Origin of the sequence: Leifsonia shinshuensis (assembly GCF_014217625.1) — a bacterium.
Lineage (GTDB): Bacteria > Actinomycetota > Actinomycetes > Actinomycetales > Microbacteriaceae > Leifsonia > Leifsonia shinshuensis_A.
The window spans coordinates 2,401,032-2,417,314 of sequence record NZ_CP043641.1 but is presented as its reverse complement, the minus strand read 5'-3'; the positions used below and the strand labels follow the sequence as shown (position 1 = coordinate 2,417,314).

Annotated in this window: 19 protein-coding genes; 15 read left to right on the top strand and 4 right to left on the bottom strand. The window is 72.2% G+C overall.

The features are described from left to right. Positions 1-2: 2 nt before the first annotated feature. The gene (locus F1C12_RS11535) at positions 3-443 is read right to left on the bottom strand and encodes a hypothetical protein (protein ID WP_185275154.1); all 441 of its coding nucleotides are present in this window, start codon (positions 441-443) and stop codon (positions 3-5) included. 193 nt (positions 444-636) lie between these two features. Between F1C12_RS11535 and F1C12_RS11530 the strand changes: the two genes are divergently transcribed. Further along, positions 637-1,230 carry a dihydrofolate reductase family protein gene (locus F1C12_RS11530; RefSeq protein ID WP_185275153.1) on the top strand — a complete coding sequence of 198 codons (594 nt, stop codon included), beginning with the start codon at positions 637-639 and terminating at the stop codon, positions 1,228-1,230. Between the two features lie 10 nt (positions 1,231-1,240). Here the strand turns inward: F1C12_RS11530 and F1C12_RS11525 are convergent, their stop codons facing one another. Genes F1C12_RS11525 through F1C12_RS11515 form a run of 3 tightly spaced genes read right to left on the bottom strand, consistent with a single transcriptional unit; the run spans position 1,241 to position 2,446 of the window. Continuing rightward, entirely contained in the window at positions 1,241-1,678 is a 438-nt protein-coding gene (locus F1C12_RS11525; RefSeq protein ID WP_185275152.1) for an SRPBCC family protein, read from the bottom strand. Beyond that, on the bottom strand, positions 1,675-2,067 hold the full coding sequence (locus tag F1C12_RS11520; RefSeq protein ID WP_185275151.1) for an ArsR/SmtB family transcription factor: 393 nt from the start codon (positions 2,065-2,067) through the stop codon (positions 1,675-1,677). Before F1C12_RS11520 ends, F1C12_RS11525 begins: the two co-directional genes overlap by 4 nt. A 1-nt stretch (position 2,068) precedes the next feature. Beyond that, entirely contained in the window at positions 2,069-2,446 is a 378-nt protein-coding gene (locus tag F1C12_RS11515) for a VOC family protein (protein WP_185275150.1), read from the bottom strand. A gap of 82 nt (positions 2,447-2,528) precedes the next feature. On the opposite strand from F1C12_RS11515, the gene F1C12_RS11510 reads away from it, so the two are divergent. The 14 genes from F1C12_RS11510 to F1C12_RS11445 all read left to right on the top strand — a co-directional run bounded on the left by F1C12_RS11510 (position 2,529) and on the right by F1C12_RS11445 (position 16,276). Further along, positions 2,529-3,287 (top strand): IclR family transcriptional regulator, encoded by a 759-nt coding sequence (locus F1C12_RS11510; protein ID WP_185275149.1) that lies wholly within the window; start codon positions 2,529-2,531, stop codon positions 3,285-3,287. A gap of 143 nt (positions 3,288-3,430) precedes the next feature. Next, the gene (locus F1C12_RS11505; protein WP_185275148.1) at positions 3,431-4,594 is read left to right on the top strand and encodes a 4-hydroxybenzoate 3-monooxygenase; all 1,164 of its coding nucleotides are present in this window, start codon (positions 3,431-3,433) and stop codon (positions 4,592-4,594) included. A gap of 8 nt (positions 4,595-4,602) precedes the next feature. Then, positions 4,603-5,370 carry a protocatechuate 3,4-dioxygenase subunit beta gene (gene pcaH / locus F1C12_RS11500; protein WP_185275147.1) on the top strand — a complete coding sequence of 256 codons (768 nt, stop codon included), beginning with the start codon at positions 4,603-4,605 and terminating at the stop codon, positions 5,368-5,370. After that, positions 5,363-5,923, top strand: coding sequence for a protocatechuate 3,4-dioxygenase subunit alpha (gene pcaG / locus F1C12_RS11495; protein ID WP_185275146.1), 561 nt, complete (start codon positions 5,363-5,365; stop codon positions 5,921-5,923). Before pcaH ends, pcaG begins: the two co-directional genes overlap by 8 nt. Then, positions 5,916-7,073: a lyase family protein gene (locus tag F1C12_RS11490; protein WP_185275145.1), complete on the top strand. Its 1,158-nt coding sequence runs from the start codon at positions 5,916-5,918 to the stop codon at positions 7,071-7,073. Before pcaG ends, F1C12_RS11490 begins: the two co-directional genes overlap by 8 nt. Then, entirely contained in the window at positions 7,070-8,278 is a 1,209-nt protein-coding gene (pcaDC, locus tag F1C12_RS22710; protein ID WP_185275144.1) for a bifunctional 3-oxoadipate enol-lactonase/4-carboxymuconolactone decarboxylase PcaDC, read from the top strand. The genes F1C12_RS11490 and pcaDC overlap by 4 nt, the downstream gene beginning before the upstream one ends. Next, positions 8,271-9,053 (top strand): CoA transferase subunit A, encoded by a 783-nt coding sequence (locus F1C12_RS11480; RefSeq protein WP_185275143.1) that lies wholly within the window; start codon positions 8,271-8,273, stop codon positions 9,051-9,053. Before pcaDC ends, F1C12_RS11480 begins: the two co-directional genes overlap by 8 nt. A gap of 2 nt (positions 9,054-9,055) precedes the next feature. Continuing rightward, positions 9,056-9,724 carry a CoA transferase subunit B gene (locus F1C12_RS11475; protein WP_185275142.1) on the top strand — a complete coding sequence of 223 codons (669 nt, stop codon included), beginning with the start codon at positions 9,056-9,058 and terminating at the stop codon, positions 9,722-9,724. Next, positions 9,717-10,931: an acetyl-CoA C-acetyltransferase gene (locus tag F1C12_RS11470; RefSeq protein ID WP_258045855.1), complete on the top strand. Its 1,215-nt coding sequence runs from the start codon at positions 9,717-9,719 to the stop codon at positions 10,929-10,931. The genes F1C12_RS11475 and F1C12_RS11470 overlap by 8 nt, the downstream gene beginning before the upstream one ends. A 103-nt stretch (positions 10,932-11,034) precedes the next feature. Further along, positions 11,035-11,802: an ABC transporter ATP-binding protein gene (locus F1C12_RS11465; RefSeq protein WP_185275141.1), complete on the top strand. Its 768-nt coding sequence runs from the start codon at positions 11,035-11,037 to the stop codon at positions 11,800-11,802. Continuing rightward, positions 11,784-13,355, top strand: a complete 1,572-nt coding sequence (locus F1C12_RS11460; RefSeq protein WP_185275140.1) for a transporter — start codon at positions 11,784-11,786, stop codon at positions 13,353-13,355. Before F1C12_RS11465 ends, F1C12_RS11460 begins: the two co-directional genes overlap by 19 nt. A gap of 2 nt (positions 13,356-13,357) precedes the next feature. Beyond that, positions 13,358-13,759, top strand: coding sequence for an SRPBCC family protein (locus F1C12_RS11455; RefSeq protein WP_185275139.1), 402 nt, complete (start codon positions 13,358-13,360; stop codon positions 13,757-13,759). Between the two features lie 21 nt (positions 13,760-13,780). Then, positions 13,781-14,338, top strand: a complete 558-nt coding sequence (locus F1C12_RS11450) for a dihydrofolate reductase family protein (RefSeq protein WP_185275138.1) — start codon at positions 13,781-13,783, stop codon at positions 14,336-14,338. Between the two features lie 210 nt (positions 14,339-14,548). Then, complete coding sequence (locus F1C12_RS11445) at positions 14,549-16,276, top strand: ABC transporter ATP-binding protein (RefSeq protein WP_185275137.1); 1,728 nt, start codon at positions 14,549-14,551, stop codon at positions 16,274-16,276. Positions 16,277-16,283 lie beyond the last annotated feature (7 nt).

Sequence of the window (16,283 nt, the reverse complement as noted above, 5' to 3'; positions counted from 1 at the left end):
CCCTACGCGTTCGCGGCTTTCGCGGGGAACAGCGCTCGCGTGCGCGGCAGGTTCACGATGATCGCGACCGGCAGCACGAGTGCGCCGCAGACGGCCTGCTCCAGCCGCACCCAGTCCGGCAGGAAGCCAGGGATGGACACGATGACGACGATCGCGACCAGCACGATCGGCGCGATGATCCGCACCCGCAGAAGCGCGTTGCGCGAGCCGCGGGAGGCGGAGACCCCGAACACGAGCAGCAGCACGGCGCTGGCGAGCACGAACGACCCGCGGATCCAGATGGCGATGTCGGCGCCGATCCCGGCGGCGGCGAGCACCGCGAGGAAGCCGAGCAGGGCGGCGCTGAGCGCGAGGAAGCAGCCCAGCAGGATGAGCACCGGGCGGAGGGCCGCGCGGCGGGCCGTGTCGAGCACGGCGGCGGTGAAGGTGGTGGTCTCGGTCATGTTCCCAGCCTCGTCGGGAGGGACGGGACGCTGGATCGACCGAACGGTTGCCTGCGGGCGCCGATCGGTTGGTGGCTCCGTCGGCCACCGCCGCAACGTCTACGCGCACTGAGCTCCCGAGCCGCGCCGGTTGCCTCCGCCCTCCACCGGGTGTAGACGGGGTACGACACCTCGCCGACAAGGAGGAGCAAGCATGTCTTCGATCGTGGTGCAGTCGTTCGTCACCCTCGACGGTGTCGTCCAGGGGCCGGGCGGTCCAGAGGAGGACACGGAGGGAGGGTTCCAGCACGGCGGCTGGCAGTTCGACTACGACGACGACGGCACGGTCGCCGAGTGGGAGAAGAACACCGAGGCGCTGCTGCTCGGCCGGCGGACGTACGAGCTGTTCGCGGGGTCGTGGGGCGTCTGGCCGGAGGACGCCGAGGGGTTCCAGGGCGAGCTCACCCGGCGGTACAACCGCATCCCGAAGTATGTCGCCTCGCGCTCGCTGACCGAGGTCGGCTGGAAGAACTCCTACCTGCTCGGGCCCGACGTGCCGGGCGCCGTCGAGCGGCTGCGCGGCGAGGCAGGCGGGGAGATCCGGGTGTGGGGGAGCACGGAGCTGATCCGCACGCTCGCCGAGCACGACCAGATCGACGAGTACCGGCTGCTGGTGCACCCGCTCGTGCTCGGCGTCGGCAAGAAGCTCTTCGGCGACGGGTTCCCCTACACCCGCTTCGCGCTCGAGGAGTCACGGTCCACGTCGTCCGGCATCGTCATCAACGTCTACCGCCGCGCCGCCGCCTGAGCCGGATCGCTCACAGTGCGTCGAGCGCCGCCGTCATCCGGCGGAACACGTGCGACCGCCAGCCGCCGTTCATGATCTGGAACGCGCGCGCCTGGGCCGGGTCGTCGAGGTCGAAGCCGGACTGCGTCAGCAGCAGGCGCGTGCCGTCGCCCTCCGGGACCAGCTCCCACGTCACGACGGTCTCCAGCGCCGTGCCCGCGCTGGCCCACGACATCCGCAGCCGGCGGCCGGGATCCACCTCCAGCACCTCGCAGTCCACCAGGCCGGAGAAGCCGGTCTGCGGCACCGGCTCGGTCGTGAAGGCGAACCGCGTGCCCACGACCGGCGCGAACCCGTCGTGAGGCATGAGCCAGTCGGCGAGGAGGTCGGGCTCGCTCAGCACCCGCCAGACCTTCGCGGGCGGGTGGGGGAGGAATTCGTCGAACTCGAACGTCGTCAGGTCGGTCATGGTTTGTCCGTCTCAAGGGTCTCGGAGGGGAGGTCGGAAGCATCCGGCGAGGCGTCGTCCGCGAGTGCGTCCAGCGTCGCGTGCAAACGCCGCATCCGCCCACGCCAGAACCGCTCGTGCGGCGCGAGCCAGTCGCGCAGCTCGGTCCACGGCTCGGGCGCCAGTGCGTAGAACACCTGCCGTCCGGCGGTCCGTTCGACGACGAGGCCGGCGTCGCGCAGCGCCCGCAGGTGCTCCGACACCGACGGCCGGCTCATGGCGAACCTGGCTGCGATGTCGCCCGCGCTGAGTTCGCCGTCGAGCAGGAGGTCGAGGATGTCGCGCCGGGTCGGGTTCGCGAGCGCGCCGAAGAGGCGGTCGGTCGCCGAGTCCTTCGCACGGGTGGGCATGTCAGCCCTGCTGGAGCAGCACGAACCCGTTGCCGTCCGGGTCCGCGAACTGGGACTGCACGCCCCAGCCGACCTGCTCGGGCTCGGTGACCTCCACCGAGGCGGCGCGGAGAGCGGCCACCACCCCGGCGATGTCGTCGGTGTGCAGCACGATCCCGTGCTGCCAGCCCGGCCCGGCCTGACCGGGGAACGGCAGGTGCAGGGTGAAGTCGACGCTGCTGCCGGCCGGCGCGACCGAGAGCCAGCGGGCGCCCCCGTACGCGGCGTCGGCGCGAACTTCGAAGCCGAGCACGTCGCGGTAGAAGGCCAGGGAGCGCTCCTGGTCGGCGACGGGGATGGTGACGGTCTGGATGCGGACGGCGGGGATCGAAGCGGTCATGCCACGAGTATACGTAGGAAAAAACCTACAGATCAAGCGACGGCATCCGATCCGGCTCGGAGTGCGGTCCTAAGCTGACCGCATGGCCGGTGGAGCCCAGGACGACCGCAGTGTCGCAGAGCGCGTGTTCGCGATCGCCGACGCCTTCGAGCGCGGCGACGAGCTGACCCTCAGCGAGATCGCCCGCCGGGCCGGCCTCCCGGTGTCGACCACGCACCGGCTCCTGGCCGAGTGGGCGTCGTGGGGCGGGTTGGTCCGCGGGGACGACGGCCGCTACCGGGTGGGCATCAAGCTCTGGCGGCTGGGAGTCAGGCAGCCCACCGCGCGCAAGCTCCGGGAGGCCGCGCGGCCGTACCTCGACGACCTCCTGGAGGCCACGGGCGAGCACGTGCATCTGGCGGTCCGTGACGGCCTGGGCGCGGTGTATTTGGAGCGGCTGTCCGGGCCGGGGGCCGTGCGGATCATCAGCGATGTCGGCTCGCGGCTGCCGCTGCACGCGACGGGCGTCGGGCTCGTCCTGCTCGCGTACGCGCCGGAGGGCACGCTCGCGGAGGTACTGGCCGAGAACCCGCGGAAGTTCCAGGCGAACACGCTCACGGGCGAGAACGAACTGCGCGCGCGGCTGGCCGGCATCCGCGCGACCGGGATCTCCCGCTCGGTCGAGGAGCTCACCCAGGGCGCGTTCTCGGTCGCGGCGCCGGTGCGCGACGCGACGGGCGAGGTGGTCGCCGCGGTGTCGATCATCGCCCACGCCGAACGGGCGGCCGAGCCGCAGTTCCCGCTCGGCGTCCGCATGGCCGCGCGCGGCATCTCCGGGGTCCTCGGGCTGGACTACGAGTAGCCGCCGGGCGGAAGCCGGGCAGGCGCCGACCCGTAAGGGTGATCCTTTGGAGGAAAACCTTCCGTCCAGTGGAAACCGCCGTCGGGCGCCCGCCCGATTCGCCCAGGATGGGACGACCTTCCCACCGAAGCGAAAGGCGGAACATGCGAACCCAGGTCGCCATCATCGGGGCCGGGCCCGCGGGCCTCCTGCTCGGGCACATCCTCCGGCGAGCCGGGGTCGGCTTCGTGATCCTGGAGCAGAAGAGCCGGGAGTACGTGCTGGGCCGCGTACGCGCCGGCGTCCTGGAGCAGGGCTCCGTCGATGTGCTGCGCGACCTCGGCCTCGGCGCCGACCTCGCCGCCCGCGGGCTGACGCACCACGGCATCTACCTGCAGTACGAGGGGGAGCGCCACCACCTCGACTTCGTCGACCTCGTCGGGCGTACCGTCACCGTGTACGGCCAGCAGGCGCTCGTCCGTCATCTGCTCGCGGAGCACGACCGTCTCGGCTCCGACGTCCGGTTCGAGGTGGAGGGCGTCGCGCCGCACGCCATCGACACGGACGCTCCGTACCTCACGCACAGCGGCGGGGAGCGCGTCGACTGCGACATCGTCGTCGGCGCCGACGGCTACCACGGCGTCAGTCGCCCGGCCATCCCGGGCGTGCAGGCGCTCGAACGCAGCTACCCCTACGCCTGGCTCGGCATCCTCGCCGACGTCGCGCCCTCCACCGACGACCTGATCTATGCGCTGCACCCGGACGGCTTCGCGATGCACTCGATGCGCTCGCCGGAGGTCTCCCGCCTCTACCTCCAGGTCGACCCGGGCGAGTCGGCGGACGACTGGCCGGACGAGCGGATCTGGGAGGCGCTGCAGACCCGCCTCGGCATCCCCGGCTGGACGCTGACCGAGGGCACGATCAGCGAGAAGTCGATCACGCCCATGCGCAGCTTCGTGGCCTCCACGCTCGAGCACGGGAGGCTGTTCCTCGCCGGCGACGCCGGCCACATCGTCCCGCCGACCGGCGCGAAAGGCCTCAACTCAGCGATCGCCGACGTCGCCCTCCTCGGCCGCTCGCTCGTGGCGCACTTCGCCGGCGACGACGCCCTCCTGAAGCGCTACAGCGGCGCCGCCCTCGCCCGGCAGTGGAAGGTGCAGCAGTTCTCCCAGTGGATGACCGAGATGCTCCACGTCCACCGGGAGGTCCCCGACGAGGCGGCCCGCGCCTTCCGCTACCGCAGCCAGCTCGGCCAGCTGGAGTACACCACCGGATCGCGTCACGCGCAGGCGGCCCTCGCCGAGCAGTACGCGGGCCTCCCCTTCTGAGGTATGAGATGAGCGACGACACGACACAGAACCAGATCACCGCGGAGATCGCGGCCGCGCACGCCGCTGCTGCGGCAGCGGGCCCGCTCCCGGCGCACCCGCTGCGCGACTTCGGTCCGTACCGCAGCTCCCGGCTGCGGCACCCGACCCACGAGCTGGTGCGCGCCGACCCGGAGGAGATCGAGCTGGTCTCGCCCGCGTTCGGGCACACCGACGTCGCGGCCGAGGAGAGCGACCTCACCATCCAGCACAGTGGCGAGCCGCTCGGCGAGCGGATCATCGTGACCGGTCGGGTGCTCGACGGCGAGGGCAGACCGGTGCGCAACCAGCTCGTGGAGGTCTGGCAGGCGAACTCGTCCGGTCGTTACGTGCACAAGCGCGACCAGCATCCCGCTCCGCTCGACCCCAACTTCACCGGGGTGGGCCGCGCGATCACGGGCGACGACGGCTCGTACCGGTTCGTCACGATCAAGCCCGGCCCCTACCCGTGGCGGAACCATCGCAACGCCTGGCGGCCCGCGCACATCCACTTCTCGCTGTTCGGGTCGGCGTTCACGCAGCGGCTGGTGACGCAGATGTACTTCCCGAGCGACCCGCTGTTCGCGCTCGATCCGATCTACCAGTCGATCGCCGACCCGGCCGCGCGCGAGCGGCTGATCGCCACGTACGATCACGACGTGAGCGAGCCGGAGTGGGCGCTCGGGTACCGGTGGGACATCGTGCTGACCGGTGGACAGGCGACCTGGATGGAGCCGGAGGAGGGCGAGCATGCCTGAGACGCAGAAGCAGTATCTTCAGACCCCGTCGCAGACGGTCGGGCCGTTCTTCGGCTACGCGCTGCCCTACGACGGCGGCCCCGAGGTCGCGTCGCCGTGGCAGGCGGGCACGATCCGCCTGCACGGCACGGTCTTCGACGGCGACGGCGAGCCCGTCCCCGACGCGATCCTGGAGGTCTGGGGCGCCGACGCCGACGGAACGCCCATCGCCCGGCAGGGCAGCCTCCAGCGCGACGGGTACACGGTCACCGGTTTCGGGCGAGCGGCCGTCGACCGGGCAGGGCACTACTCGTTCACGACGGTCCGCCCCGGGGCGGCGCCGGGGCGCGCGCCGTACCTGCTGGTGACCGTGTTCGCGCGCGGCCTCCTGCACCACCTCTTCACGCGCGCCTACCTCGAAGACGGCGACCCGTTCCTGGCCTCCGTGCCGGAGGACCGCCGGAGCACGCTGCTCGCCACCCCGGACGGCGACGACAGCTTCCGCTTCGACATCCGCCTCCAGGGCGACGGCGAGACCGTCTTCCTCGACTTCGTGGGGGACGGGCGTGGCTGAACCCTTCGACTGGGGTCTCCTCGAGCCGGCCGGTGCAGTGGGTGTTCCGGCCGGCGATGATCGTGTGCTGGCCGCCATGGTCGCGGTCGAGGAGGCCCTGGCCGGAGCCTGGGACGAACTGGACGGGACCGCCGGCCGGCCCGGGCGCCGCGCGCTCACGTTCGACGCCGGGGCGATCGACCGGGACCGGCTGGCCGCGGGCGCGCGCAAGGCCGGAGTGCCCATCATCGCCCTCGTCGAGCAGCTTCGCGAGCAGGCGGGCGAGGATGCGGGACGGGTGCATCGCGGCGCGACCAGTCAGGACATCGTGGACTCGGCGCTCGTGCTGGTGTCCCGGGACTGCCTGTCGCGCGCGCGAGACGCACTGGCCGCCGCGGCCGCGGAGCTCGCGGACCGTGCGATCCGCTCGCGCGCGACCCCGCTGCTGGCGCGCACGCTGACCCAGCCGGCCGAGCCGACCACGCTCGGGGCGTCCGTCGCCTCCTGGCTGGACGCCGTGGTGTCGGCCCTGGAGGTCGTCGACCGCCTCGACTTCCCTGTCCAGCTCGGCGGCGCGGTCGGGACGGGAGCCGCATTCGCACGACTCGCCGATCGCGACGACGCTCCGCAGACCCTCCGCGCCGGACTCGCCGCCCGGTTGGGCCTCACCGACCCGGGTCGCGCCTGGCACACCGACCGCGGACCCGTGCTCGCGATCGCAGACGCCTCCGCGCGCGTGGCCGCGGTCGGGGGCCGGATCGGCCGCGACCTCGGCCTCGCAGCGCGGGACGGTGTGCTCCTCCCCGCGACCGGCGGCGGCTCCTCCGCGATGCCGCACAAGCAGAACCCGGTGGACGCCGTCCTCCTGACCGCGAACGGCCTCCGTGCCCCCGGGCTCCTCACCACCGTCCACGCCGCGGCGCTCAGCTCGGACGCGCGTCCGGCGGGGGAGTGGCACGCCGAATGGCAGGCCTGGCGCGGGCTGCTCCGCATCGCCGTCGAGAGCGCGGACGTGCTCGCGCACGCGGTCGCCGACCTGGTGGTGACCGACGGCGTCGGGCACGGCGTGCAGGCTGACGCCGTCGACCTGGCCGCCGCGTGGGCCGTCGTGGACGCCGCCGTCGCCCGCTACCAGGCCCATGTCGCATCCGACCGAGAGGTGAACCGATGACCATCCCGCGTCTGCGCGGCTCGATGACCGCGGCCTCCCCGTCCGCGTCCGCGCCGCGCCTCCTGGTGCTGCTGCCCTCGCTCGGCACGACCACCGAGCTGTGGGACGGCATCGTCGCGCGGTTGTCCGGTGGACACGAGTCCCCGCGGATCCTGCGCGTCGACCTCCCCGGACACGGCGCGTCGCCCGCCACGCGCGAGCCGTTCACGATCGCGGAGGTCGCCGCGGCGGTCCTGGCCCTCGTGGACGATGTCGGCGGTGGCGCGTTCGACATCGCCGGCGACTCGCTCGGCGGCGCGGTCGCGCTGGAGGTGGCCCTCGCCGCTCCCGAGCGCGTGCGCAGCCTCGCGATGTTCTGCTCCGGTGCGCGCATCGGCACGCCGGAGGGCTGGGCCGACCGCGCCGCGCAGATCCGCGCGTCCGGCACCGCCTCCGTGGTGGCCGGGAGCGCGCAGCGCTGGTTCGCGCCCGGGTACCTGGCCGCGCACCCCGACGGTCCGGGCGGCCACGCGCTGAAGACGCTGCTCGACGTGGACGACGAGTCGTACGCGCTGTGCTGCGAAGCGCTCGGCCGGTTCGACCGCCGTGACGCGCTCACGGACGTGCACGTCTCTGCGCTCCTCGCCGCCGGCGCGCACGACCAGGTGACCACCTCGGCCTTAATGGCGGAGGACGCCGCTGCGCTCCCGGACGCGCGGTTCGTGGAGCTGGCGCACGCCGCGCACCTCGTCCCGCTCGAGGACCCCGCCGAGACCGCCGCCCTGCTGACGGTGCTGCTCGCGGGCCGCGATGCCGACGCCGACGCGGCGTTCGAACGCGGCATGGCCGTGCGGAGGGCGGTGCTCGGCGACGCCCATGTCGACCGCGCCACGGCGGCGATCACCCCGGAGACCGCCGACTTCCAGGACTTCATCACCCGCTACGCGTGGGGCGAGGTCTGGGCGCGGCCGCACCTCACCCGGCCGGAGCGGTCGATCGCGACCCTGGCCAGCCTGGTGACCGGCGGCCACGAGAACGAGCTGCGCATGCACGTGCGCGCCGCCCTGCGCAACGGCCTGACCCGCACGCAGATCGCGGAGGTCATCCACCACACCGCGCTGTACGCCGGCCTGCCCGCGGCGAACGGCGCGCTCGCGATCATGCGCGAGGTCTTCGCCGAGGAGAGCACCGCCGAGACGAGCAACACCGAGGAGAACGATGGATAAGACGTACGCCACTGCCGCCGAGGCGGTCGCGGACATCCCGGACGGCGCCTCGCTCGCCGTCGGCGGGTTCGGCCTCTCCGGCGTGCCGATCGTGACGATCCGGGCGCTGCTGGCGCGCGGCGTCGGAGGCCTGGAGGTCGTCTCGAACAACTGCGGCGTCGACGGCTGGGGTCTCGGCGAACTGCTCGCCGCCGGCCGCATCCGCCGCGTGATCGCCAGCTACATCGGCGAGAACAAGGAGTTCGCCCGCCAGTACCTCGGCGGCGAGGTGGAGGTCGAGCTGACCCCGCAGGGCACACTGGCCGAGCGGCTGCGCGCCGGCGGCGTCGGCATCCCGGCCTTCTACACGGCGACCGGCGCCGGCACAGCGGTGTCGGACGGCGGCATGCCGATCCGGTACGCGGCCGACGGCTCGGTGGCGGAGGCGAGCGAGCCGAAGGAGCTGCGCCCGTTCGACGTGTTCGGCCGCAGCCGCGAGTACGTGCTGGAGACCGCGATCCGCACCGACTACGGCCTGGTGCGCGCCGCGGTCGGCGACCGGCACGGCAACCTCCGCTTCGAGAAGTCGACCCGGAACTTCAACCCGCTGGCCGGGATGGCCGGCCGCGTCACCATCGCCGAGGTGGACGAGCTGGTCGAGCCGGGCGTGCTCGGTCCCGACGACATCCACCTGCCCGGGATCTATGTGGACCGGGTGATCGCGCTGACCCCGGAGCAGTCGGCGGACCTCCCCATCGAGAAGGTCACCGTGCGCACCCGACCGGAAGGAGCCTGACCATGCCCCGCAGCCGCGACGAGATGGCCGCTCGCGCCGCCCTCGAACTGGAGGACGGCTCGTACGTGAACCTGGGCATCGGCCTCCCCACGCTCATCCCCAACCATCTGCCCGACGGGGTGCACGTGGTACTGCATTCCGAGAACGGCATATTGGGCGTCGGCCCGTACCCGTGGGAGGGCGAGCAGGACCCGAAGCTGATCAACGCGGGCAAGGAGACGGTCACCGTCCTGCCCGGCGCGAGTTACTTCGACTCGGCAGCGAGCTTCGGGATGATCCGCGGCGGCCGCATCGCCACCGCCGTGCTCGGGGCCATGCAGGTGTCGGCATCCGGCGACATCGCCAACTGGGCCGTCCCCGGCAAGATGGTCAAGGGGATGGGCGGGGCGATGGACCTCGTCAACGGCGCCGAGCGCGTCATCGTGGTGATGGAGCACGTCGCCAAGGACGGCTCCGCCAAGCTGGTCGAGCAGTGCACCCTCCCGCTGACCGGCCGCGGCTGCGTCGACCGGATCATCACCGACCTCGCCGTCCTCGACGTGACCGACGACGGGCTCGTGCTGCGAGAGGTCGCGCCGGGAGTGACCGTCGACGAGGTGGTGGCCGCGACGGGGGCCCCGCTGAGCATCCCGGCCGCGGTGACCGCGGGAACGGAGAGCGCGCATGCCTGAGCTGCGCGAGGTCGTGATCTGTTCGCCGCTCCGCACCCCGGTCGGCCGGATGGGCGGCGCGCTCGCCCCCGTGTCCGCACTGGCCCTGGCCGAGACGGTGCTGCGCGCCGTCCTCGACCGCACCGGCATCGACCCGGCCGCGGTGGAGGGCGTGATCGGGTCGCAGGGCTATCCCACGATGGAGGCCCCCGCCTTCGGCCGCGTCGCCGCGCTGAACGCCGGCTTCCCGGTCACGACGACCGGCTACCAGCTCGACCGGCGCTGCGGCTCCGGCCTCCAGGCCGTGATCAACGCCGCGATGGAGGTGCAGACCGGCGCGAGCGACGTGCTGGTCGCGCTCGGGGCCGAGTCGATGTCGAACGCTCCTCTTTATACGGAGCAGGGCCGCCGCGGCCTCCCGCCCGGCGGCCTGATGCTGCACGACGCCCTGGCGCGCGGTCGCGAGACGGTGGGCGGGCGCAACTTCCCGACCCCGGAGGGCAACGTCGGCTCGGCCGAGACGCTGCGCCGCGCATACGGCATCCCGCGCGCGGCGCAGGACGAGCTCGCGCTGCGCTCGCACCAGCGCGCCGTCGCCGCGCAGCAGGCCGGCGCGTTCGACGCCGAACTGGTCCCTGTGACCGTGCCAGGACGGAAGGGCGAGGTGGTCGTGGACCGCGACGAGCATCCACGCGCCGACACCACGCTGGAGGCACTCGCCGGCCTCCGCCCCATCCTCGGCCGCACCGACCCGGACGCGACCGTCACCGCCGGCAACTCCAGCGGTCAGAACGACGCCGCGGCCGCCGCGATCGTCACGACCCCCGAGCACGCCGCAGCCCTGGGGCTGACTCCTGTGCTGCGCTTGCGCTCGTGGGCCGTCGCCGGCAACGACCCGGCCGTGTTCGGTGTCGCGCCCGTCCCCGCTGCGGACAAAGCCTTGGAGCGCGCCGGCGTCACCTGGTCCGACATCGACCTGATCGAGCTCAACGAGGCCTTCGCCGTGCAGGTGCTCGCGTGCCTGGCCGACTGGGGCATCGACGCGGAGGACCCGCGGCTCAACCCGCGCGGCAGCGGCATCTCGATCGGGCATCCTATCGGGGCCACCGGCTTGCGGATGCTGGCGACGCTCGCCCACGAGCTCCCCGCCCTCGACGGCACGCTCGCGGTCGAGACCATGTGCATCGGCGGAGGCCAGGGGCTGGCCGCGGTCTTCGAACGGATCTGACCGACCGCCTTCGCCCCTCGACGGGGGCGGTGCGAGCGGATGCCGCGGCGCGTAGGGTGAGGTGGGCTGCGTCACTGGAGCACGACAGCCCGGGGGAGGTGCGATGACGCAGGACGATGCGGTCGCGGTGGCGATCCGTGGTCTGCACAAGCGGTTCGGGGCGAAGGCGGCGGTCGACGGGATCGACCTCGACGTGCCCTCCGGCAGCTTCTACGGGCTCGTCGGACCGAACGGAGCGGGCAAGACCACGACGCTGAACATGGTCACCGGCCTGTTGCGGCCCGACGCCGGGCAGGTGCTCATCCACGGCGTCGACATGTGGCGCGACCCGCTGGCGGGCAAGGCGCTCGTCGGCGTGCTCTCGGACGGCGTCCGGCTGTTCGACCGGCTCACCGGTGAGCAGCTGGTCGAGTACGCGGGCCTCCTGAGCGGCATGGACCGTCCCACAGCGATCGAGCGCACCCACGACCTCCTGAACCTGCTCGACCTGTCGTCCGCCGGTGGGACGCTCGTGGTCGACTACTCCGCCGGCATGACGAAGAAGATCGCGCTGGCCGCGGCGATGGTGCACGCCCCGCGCGTGCTCGTGCTGGACGAGCCCTTCGAGTCGGTCGATCCGGTGTCGGCGGCGAACATCCGCGACATCCTGCACGGCTACGTCCGGGGCGGCGGAACGGTCATCGTCTCCTCGCACGTCATGGACCTGGTCGAGCGGATGTGCGACCACGTCGCCGTGATCACCGACGGCCACGTCGTCGCATCCGGCACCGTGGACGAGGTGCGCGCCGGCTCCACGTTGGAGGACCGCTTCGTCGCGCTGGTCGGCGGCCGCCGCGTCGGGGAGGGGCCGGAGTGGTTGCGACACTCGTAAGGCTGAGGCTGCTCGTCCTCCGCAATTCGTTCCGCCGCAGCACATCGCAGCTCGTCGCCGTGATCATCGGCGGCGTGTACGCGCTCATCGCGCTCGTGGTCGTGCTGGGCGGCCTCGTCTTGCTGGGCTTGGCGCCGACGGAGGTGACCCGCACCGTCGTCGTCATCGCCGGCTCGGCCGCCGTGCTCGGCTGGGCGGTCTTCCCGCTGCTGCTCTCCGGGATCGAGCAGACCCTCGACCCGGCCAAGCTCGCCGTCTATCCGATCCCGCTGCGCCCGCTCATGCTCGGGATGCTGCTGAGCGCGGCCGTCGGCGTCGCCGGAGCGGCGACCACCCTCGCGTCGCTGGCGACCTCGCTGAGCTGGATCCGGCTCCCGGGGGTCGCCCTGGTCGCGCTGCTGACGGGTGTCCTCGGCGCCGCGACCTGCATCGTCGTGTCCCGCGCCGTCACCTCGGTGTCGAGCGGGCTGTCCGGCGGCCGGCGGTTCCGGGAGGCCAGCGGGCTGCTCATCCTCATCCCGCTCATCCTCGCCGGGCCGATCGTCATCGGCATCACGCGGGGCCTGCGCTCGTCGTCCGACGCGCTGCCCGCCATCGCGGACGGCCTGTCCTGGTCGCCGCTCGGGGCAGTCTGGGCGGTGCCGTCGCAGCTCGCCCTCGGCGACCCGCTCGGCGCGCTGGCACGGTTCCTGATCGCTGTGGCGACCTTCGTCGTGCTGTGGCTGGTCTGGCGCTGGGGGCTCGCCCGCTCGCTGACCACCCCGGCGCGCGCATCGTCGCGGGTGAGGGCGCAGGGGAAACTGGGCTGGTTCGGCATCCTGCCGGGGACGCAGTCCGGGGCGATCGCCGCGCGCTGCCTCACGTACTGGTTCCGCGACCCGCGCTACCTCCGCCAGCTGCTCGTCATCCCGCTTATGCCCGTGCTGTTCTGGTTCTACTCGAGCCTCAACCACTCGTCGGTGCTCCCGGTGATCGGGGCACCCGTCGTGGCGTTCTCGCTCGGCATCGGGATGATCGCCGACGTCTCGTACGACTCGACGGCGTTCGCGCTGCACGTCGCGAAGGCCGTGCCCGGTCGCGCGGACCGGTGGGGCCGAGCTGCGGCGCTGCTCGCGTTCGCGGTGCCGGCGATCGTGATCGTCGCGGTCTTCGGGGCGGCCGTCGGCGGCGCTTGGCACATCCTCCCCGGTCTGATCGGGCTGTCGCTCGGGATCCTGCTCACCGGATCCGCGGTGTGCGCCGTGACGTCGGCCCGGTTGGTGTTCCCGGTGCCGGAGCCGGGAGACAACCCGTTCCGGTCCCGGCCGGGCGCCAACATCTCGCTGATCGGACCGACCTTCGCCGCCTGGGGTGTGATCGCGGTGCTGTGCCTGCCCGAGATCGTGCTGTTCATCGTCGGCCTGGCGACCGGCGACGCGCTCTGGCTCTGGGCGGCGCTCGTCGTCGGCGTCGCGCTGGGCGGCGTGCTGGTGGCTGTCGGCGTGCGGATCGGCGGCAGCATCCTCGACGCGCGGGCGCCCGAGCTGCTGCTGCAGCTGAGGAAGGACGCCTGACCATGGCCGGGCTCACCGTCGAGCGCGTCGTGGCGGCGCCGCCCGAACGGGTCTGGCGTTCGTTCACCGACCCGGTCGAGCTCTCGGCGTGGTTCTGGCCGCCGAGGCTGCAGCCGCAGGCGCGCATCGACGCGACGCCGGGAGGCGCACTGCGCATCCGCTCCGACGTCGCGGACCTCGGGATCAGCGGAACCGTGACCGCGGTCGAGGAGGGCCGGCTGCTGGCCACGACCTGGCGGTGGGACGGCGAGGACGACGAGACGGCCGTCACGATCGAGCTGGCGCCGGGGGTCGAGGGCACCCGCGTCACCGTCCGGCACGACGGCTTCGTCACGGAGCACGCAGTCGAGGAGCACGTCACGGGATGGAACGACTGCCTCGACCGGCTGGTGGCGACGGCCTGAGCCGACCCCTAAGCTGGCCGCATGGGCAGCATCGCAGTGCACGAGTTCGTCTCCCTCGACGGCGTCTTCGAAGACCCCAGCTGGACGGCCGAGTACGGCTTCGATCCCGACATGGGCGAGGACTTGGCGCGCATCACCGGGGCGTCGGAGCGCATCCTCCTCGGGCGCCGCACCTTCGAGATGTTCGCCCCGGCCTGGTTGGCGCGCACCACCGCCGAGGACCCGGGCGCCGACTTCTTCAACAACACGGAGAAGCTGGTGGTCAGCTCGACGCTGGACGACGCGGGCGCGGAGGCCACCTGGGCCAACTCGCGGTCGCTCGGCGGCTACGACGCCGACCGGGTCCGGGAGGTCAAGGACAGCGTGAGCGGCGGCCTCTACATCAGCGGCAGCGGCTCGCTCGTGCGGGCCCTGATCGCGGACGGACTGGTCGACGCCCTGCACCTGTTCGTGTACCCGGTCGTCCGCGGCACAGGCGCGCGGCTCTTCCCGGAGGGCACTCCTGAGGCCAAGCTGCGGCTGCGGCAGTACGACGCCTACGCGAATGGAGTCCTCCACCTCCTGTACTCGCCGGCCTGATCTCCACAGATCACGAAAGCGGTCACGAACTGACCGCAGCACCGGTTAGCGTCATATCCGGCGGTGAACATCGTCTCCTCACGGGAGCGGATGTCGCCGGTCCGCGCTAGCGTTAGCGCTGTACGGGGGTTTCGCACAGTGCCGTGTCGGCGGGGGCCGGCGGCTGCGTGCGCCCGTCATAACTCCACCAGACCAGAACCAGGAATCACCGTGACTCTTCTTCGCTTGGCGCTGCGGTTCATCCGCCCGTATTGGGGCGCCGTCGCGGCCGTGGTCGTCCTGCAACTCATCGCGACCATCGCCGCTCTGTACCTGCCGACGCTCAACGCCGACATCATCGACAAGGGTGTCGTCAAGGGCGACACGAACTTCATCTGGTCCACCGGCGGCATGATGCTCGTCGTCTGCTTCGTGCAGGTCGCCGCGGCCATCACGGCGACGTACTTCGGGGCGCGCGCCTCGATGTCGCTGGGCCGCGACGTCCGGCGCTCGTTCTACCGCAAGGTCGACTCTCTGCCGGCGCTCGACCTCGCGAAGTGGGGCATGCCGACGCTCATCACGCGCAACACCAACGACGTCCAGCAGGTGCAGATGCTCGTGCTGATGACGCTCAACTTCATGGTGTCGACGCCGATCATGTGCATCGCGGGCATCATCCTCGCCGTGCAGGTCGACGCCGGGCTGTCCTGGCTCATCTGGGTGTCGGTGGCCGTGCTGTTCGTCGTCGTCGGCATCCTGGTCTGGCTGCTGCTGCCGATGTTCCGCGTCATGCAGGACCGCATCGACGGCGTCAACGGCGTCATCCGCGAGCAGATTGTCGGCATTCGCGTCATCCGCGCCTTCGTCCGCGAGAAGTTCGAGACCGCGCGCTACGACGACGCGAACGCTGCCCTCACCCGCATCTCGGTCAAGGTCGGCAACGTCTTCGTGCTGATGTTCCCGCTCATCATGCTCATCCTCAACGTCGCGACGGTCGCCGTGCTCTGGTTCGGCGGCCACCGGGTCGACGCGGGCGACATCCAGATCGGCGCGCTCACCGCGTTCCTGCAGTACCTGCTGCAGATCCTGGTCGCGGTGATGATGGGCGTCTTCATGGCCATGATGATCCCGCGCGCGATGGTCTGCGCCGAGCGCATCGAGGAGGTGCTGAGCGCGGCGCCGTCCACCGGCGCGGGCGCCGGCGGCGGCGTCCCGAGCGACGGCCGGGTGGAGGTCGCCGGGGTCACGTTCGGCTACCCCGGAGCCGAGAAGCCCGTGCTGAGCGATGTGAGCTTCACCGCGGAGCCCGGGCGGGTGACCGCGATCGTCGGCTCGACCGGATCCGGCAAGACGACCCTGGTCTCCGTCATCGCCGACCTGTTCACCCCGCAGAGCGGGCACGTGCGCATCGGCGGCGTCCCCGTCGACTCGCTGAGCCGGGAGCAGCTGTCCGGCGTGCTCGGGCTCGTGCCGCAGAAGCCGTACCTCTTCTCGGGAACGGTCGCCAGCAACCTGCGGTTCGGCCGGCCGGACGCCACCGATGACGAGCTCTGGGAGGCCCTGCGCGTCGCCCAGGCCGAGGACTTCGTCCGCGCCAAGGAGCACGGCCTCGACGAGCGCATCGCCCAGGGCGGCACCAACGTCTCCGGCGGGCAGCGCCAGCGGCTCTGCATCGCCCGCGCGCTGGTGGCAGAGCCCCGGGTCCTGCTGTTCGACGACTCGTTCTCCGCGCTCGACGTCGCGACCGATGCCCGGTTGCGGAGCGCTCTGGCACAGTCCACGGGCGACGCCACCGTGATCGTGGTGGCGCAGCGCGTCTCCACGATCCGGGAGGCCGATCAGATCATCGTGCTCGACGATGGCAGAATCGTCGGACGCGGCACCCACGACGAGTTGCTGGAGACGAGCGAGACCTATCGCGAGATCGTCGAGTCCCAGCTGAGCCTGGAGGTGGCCTGAGATGGCG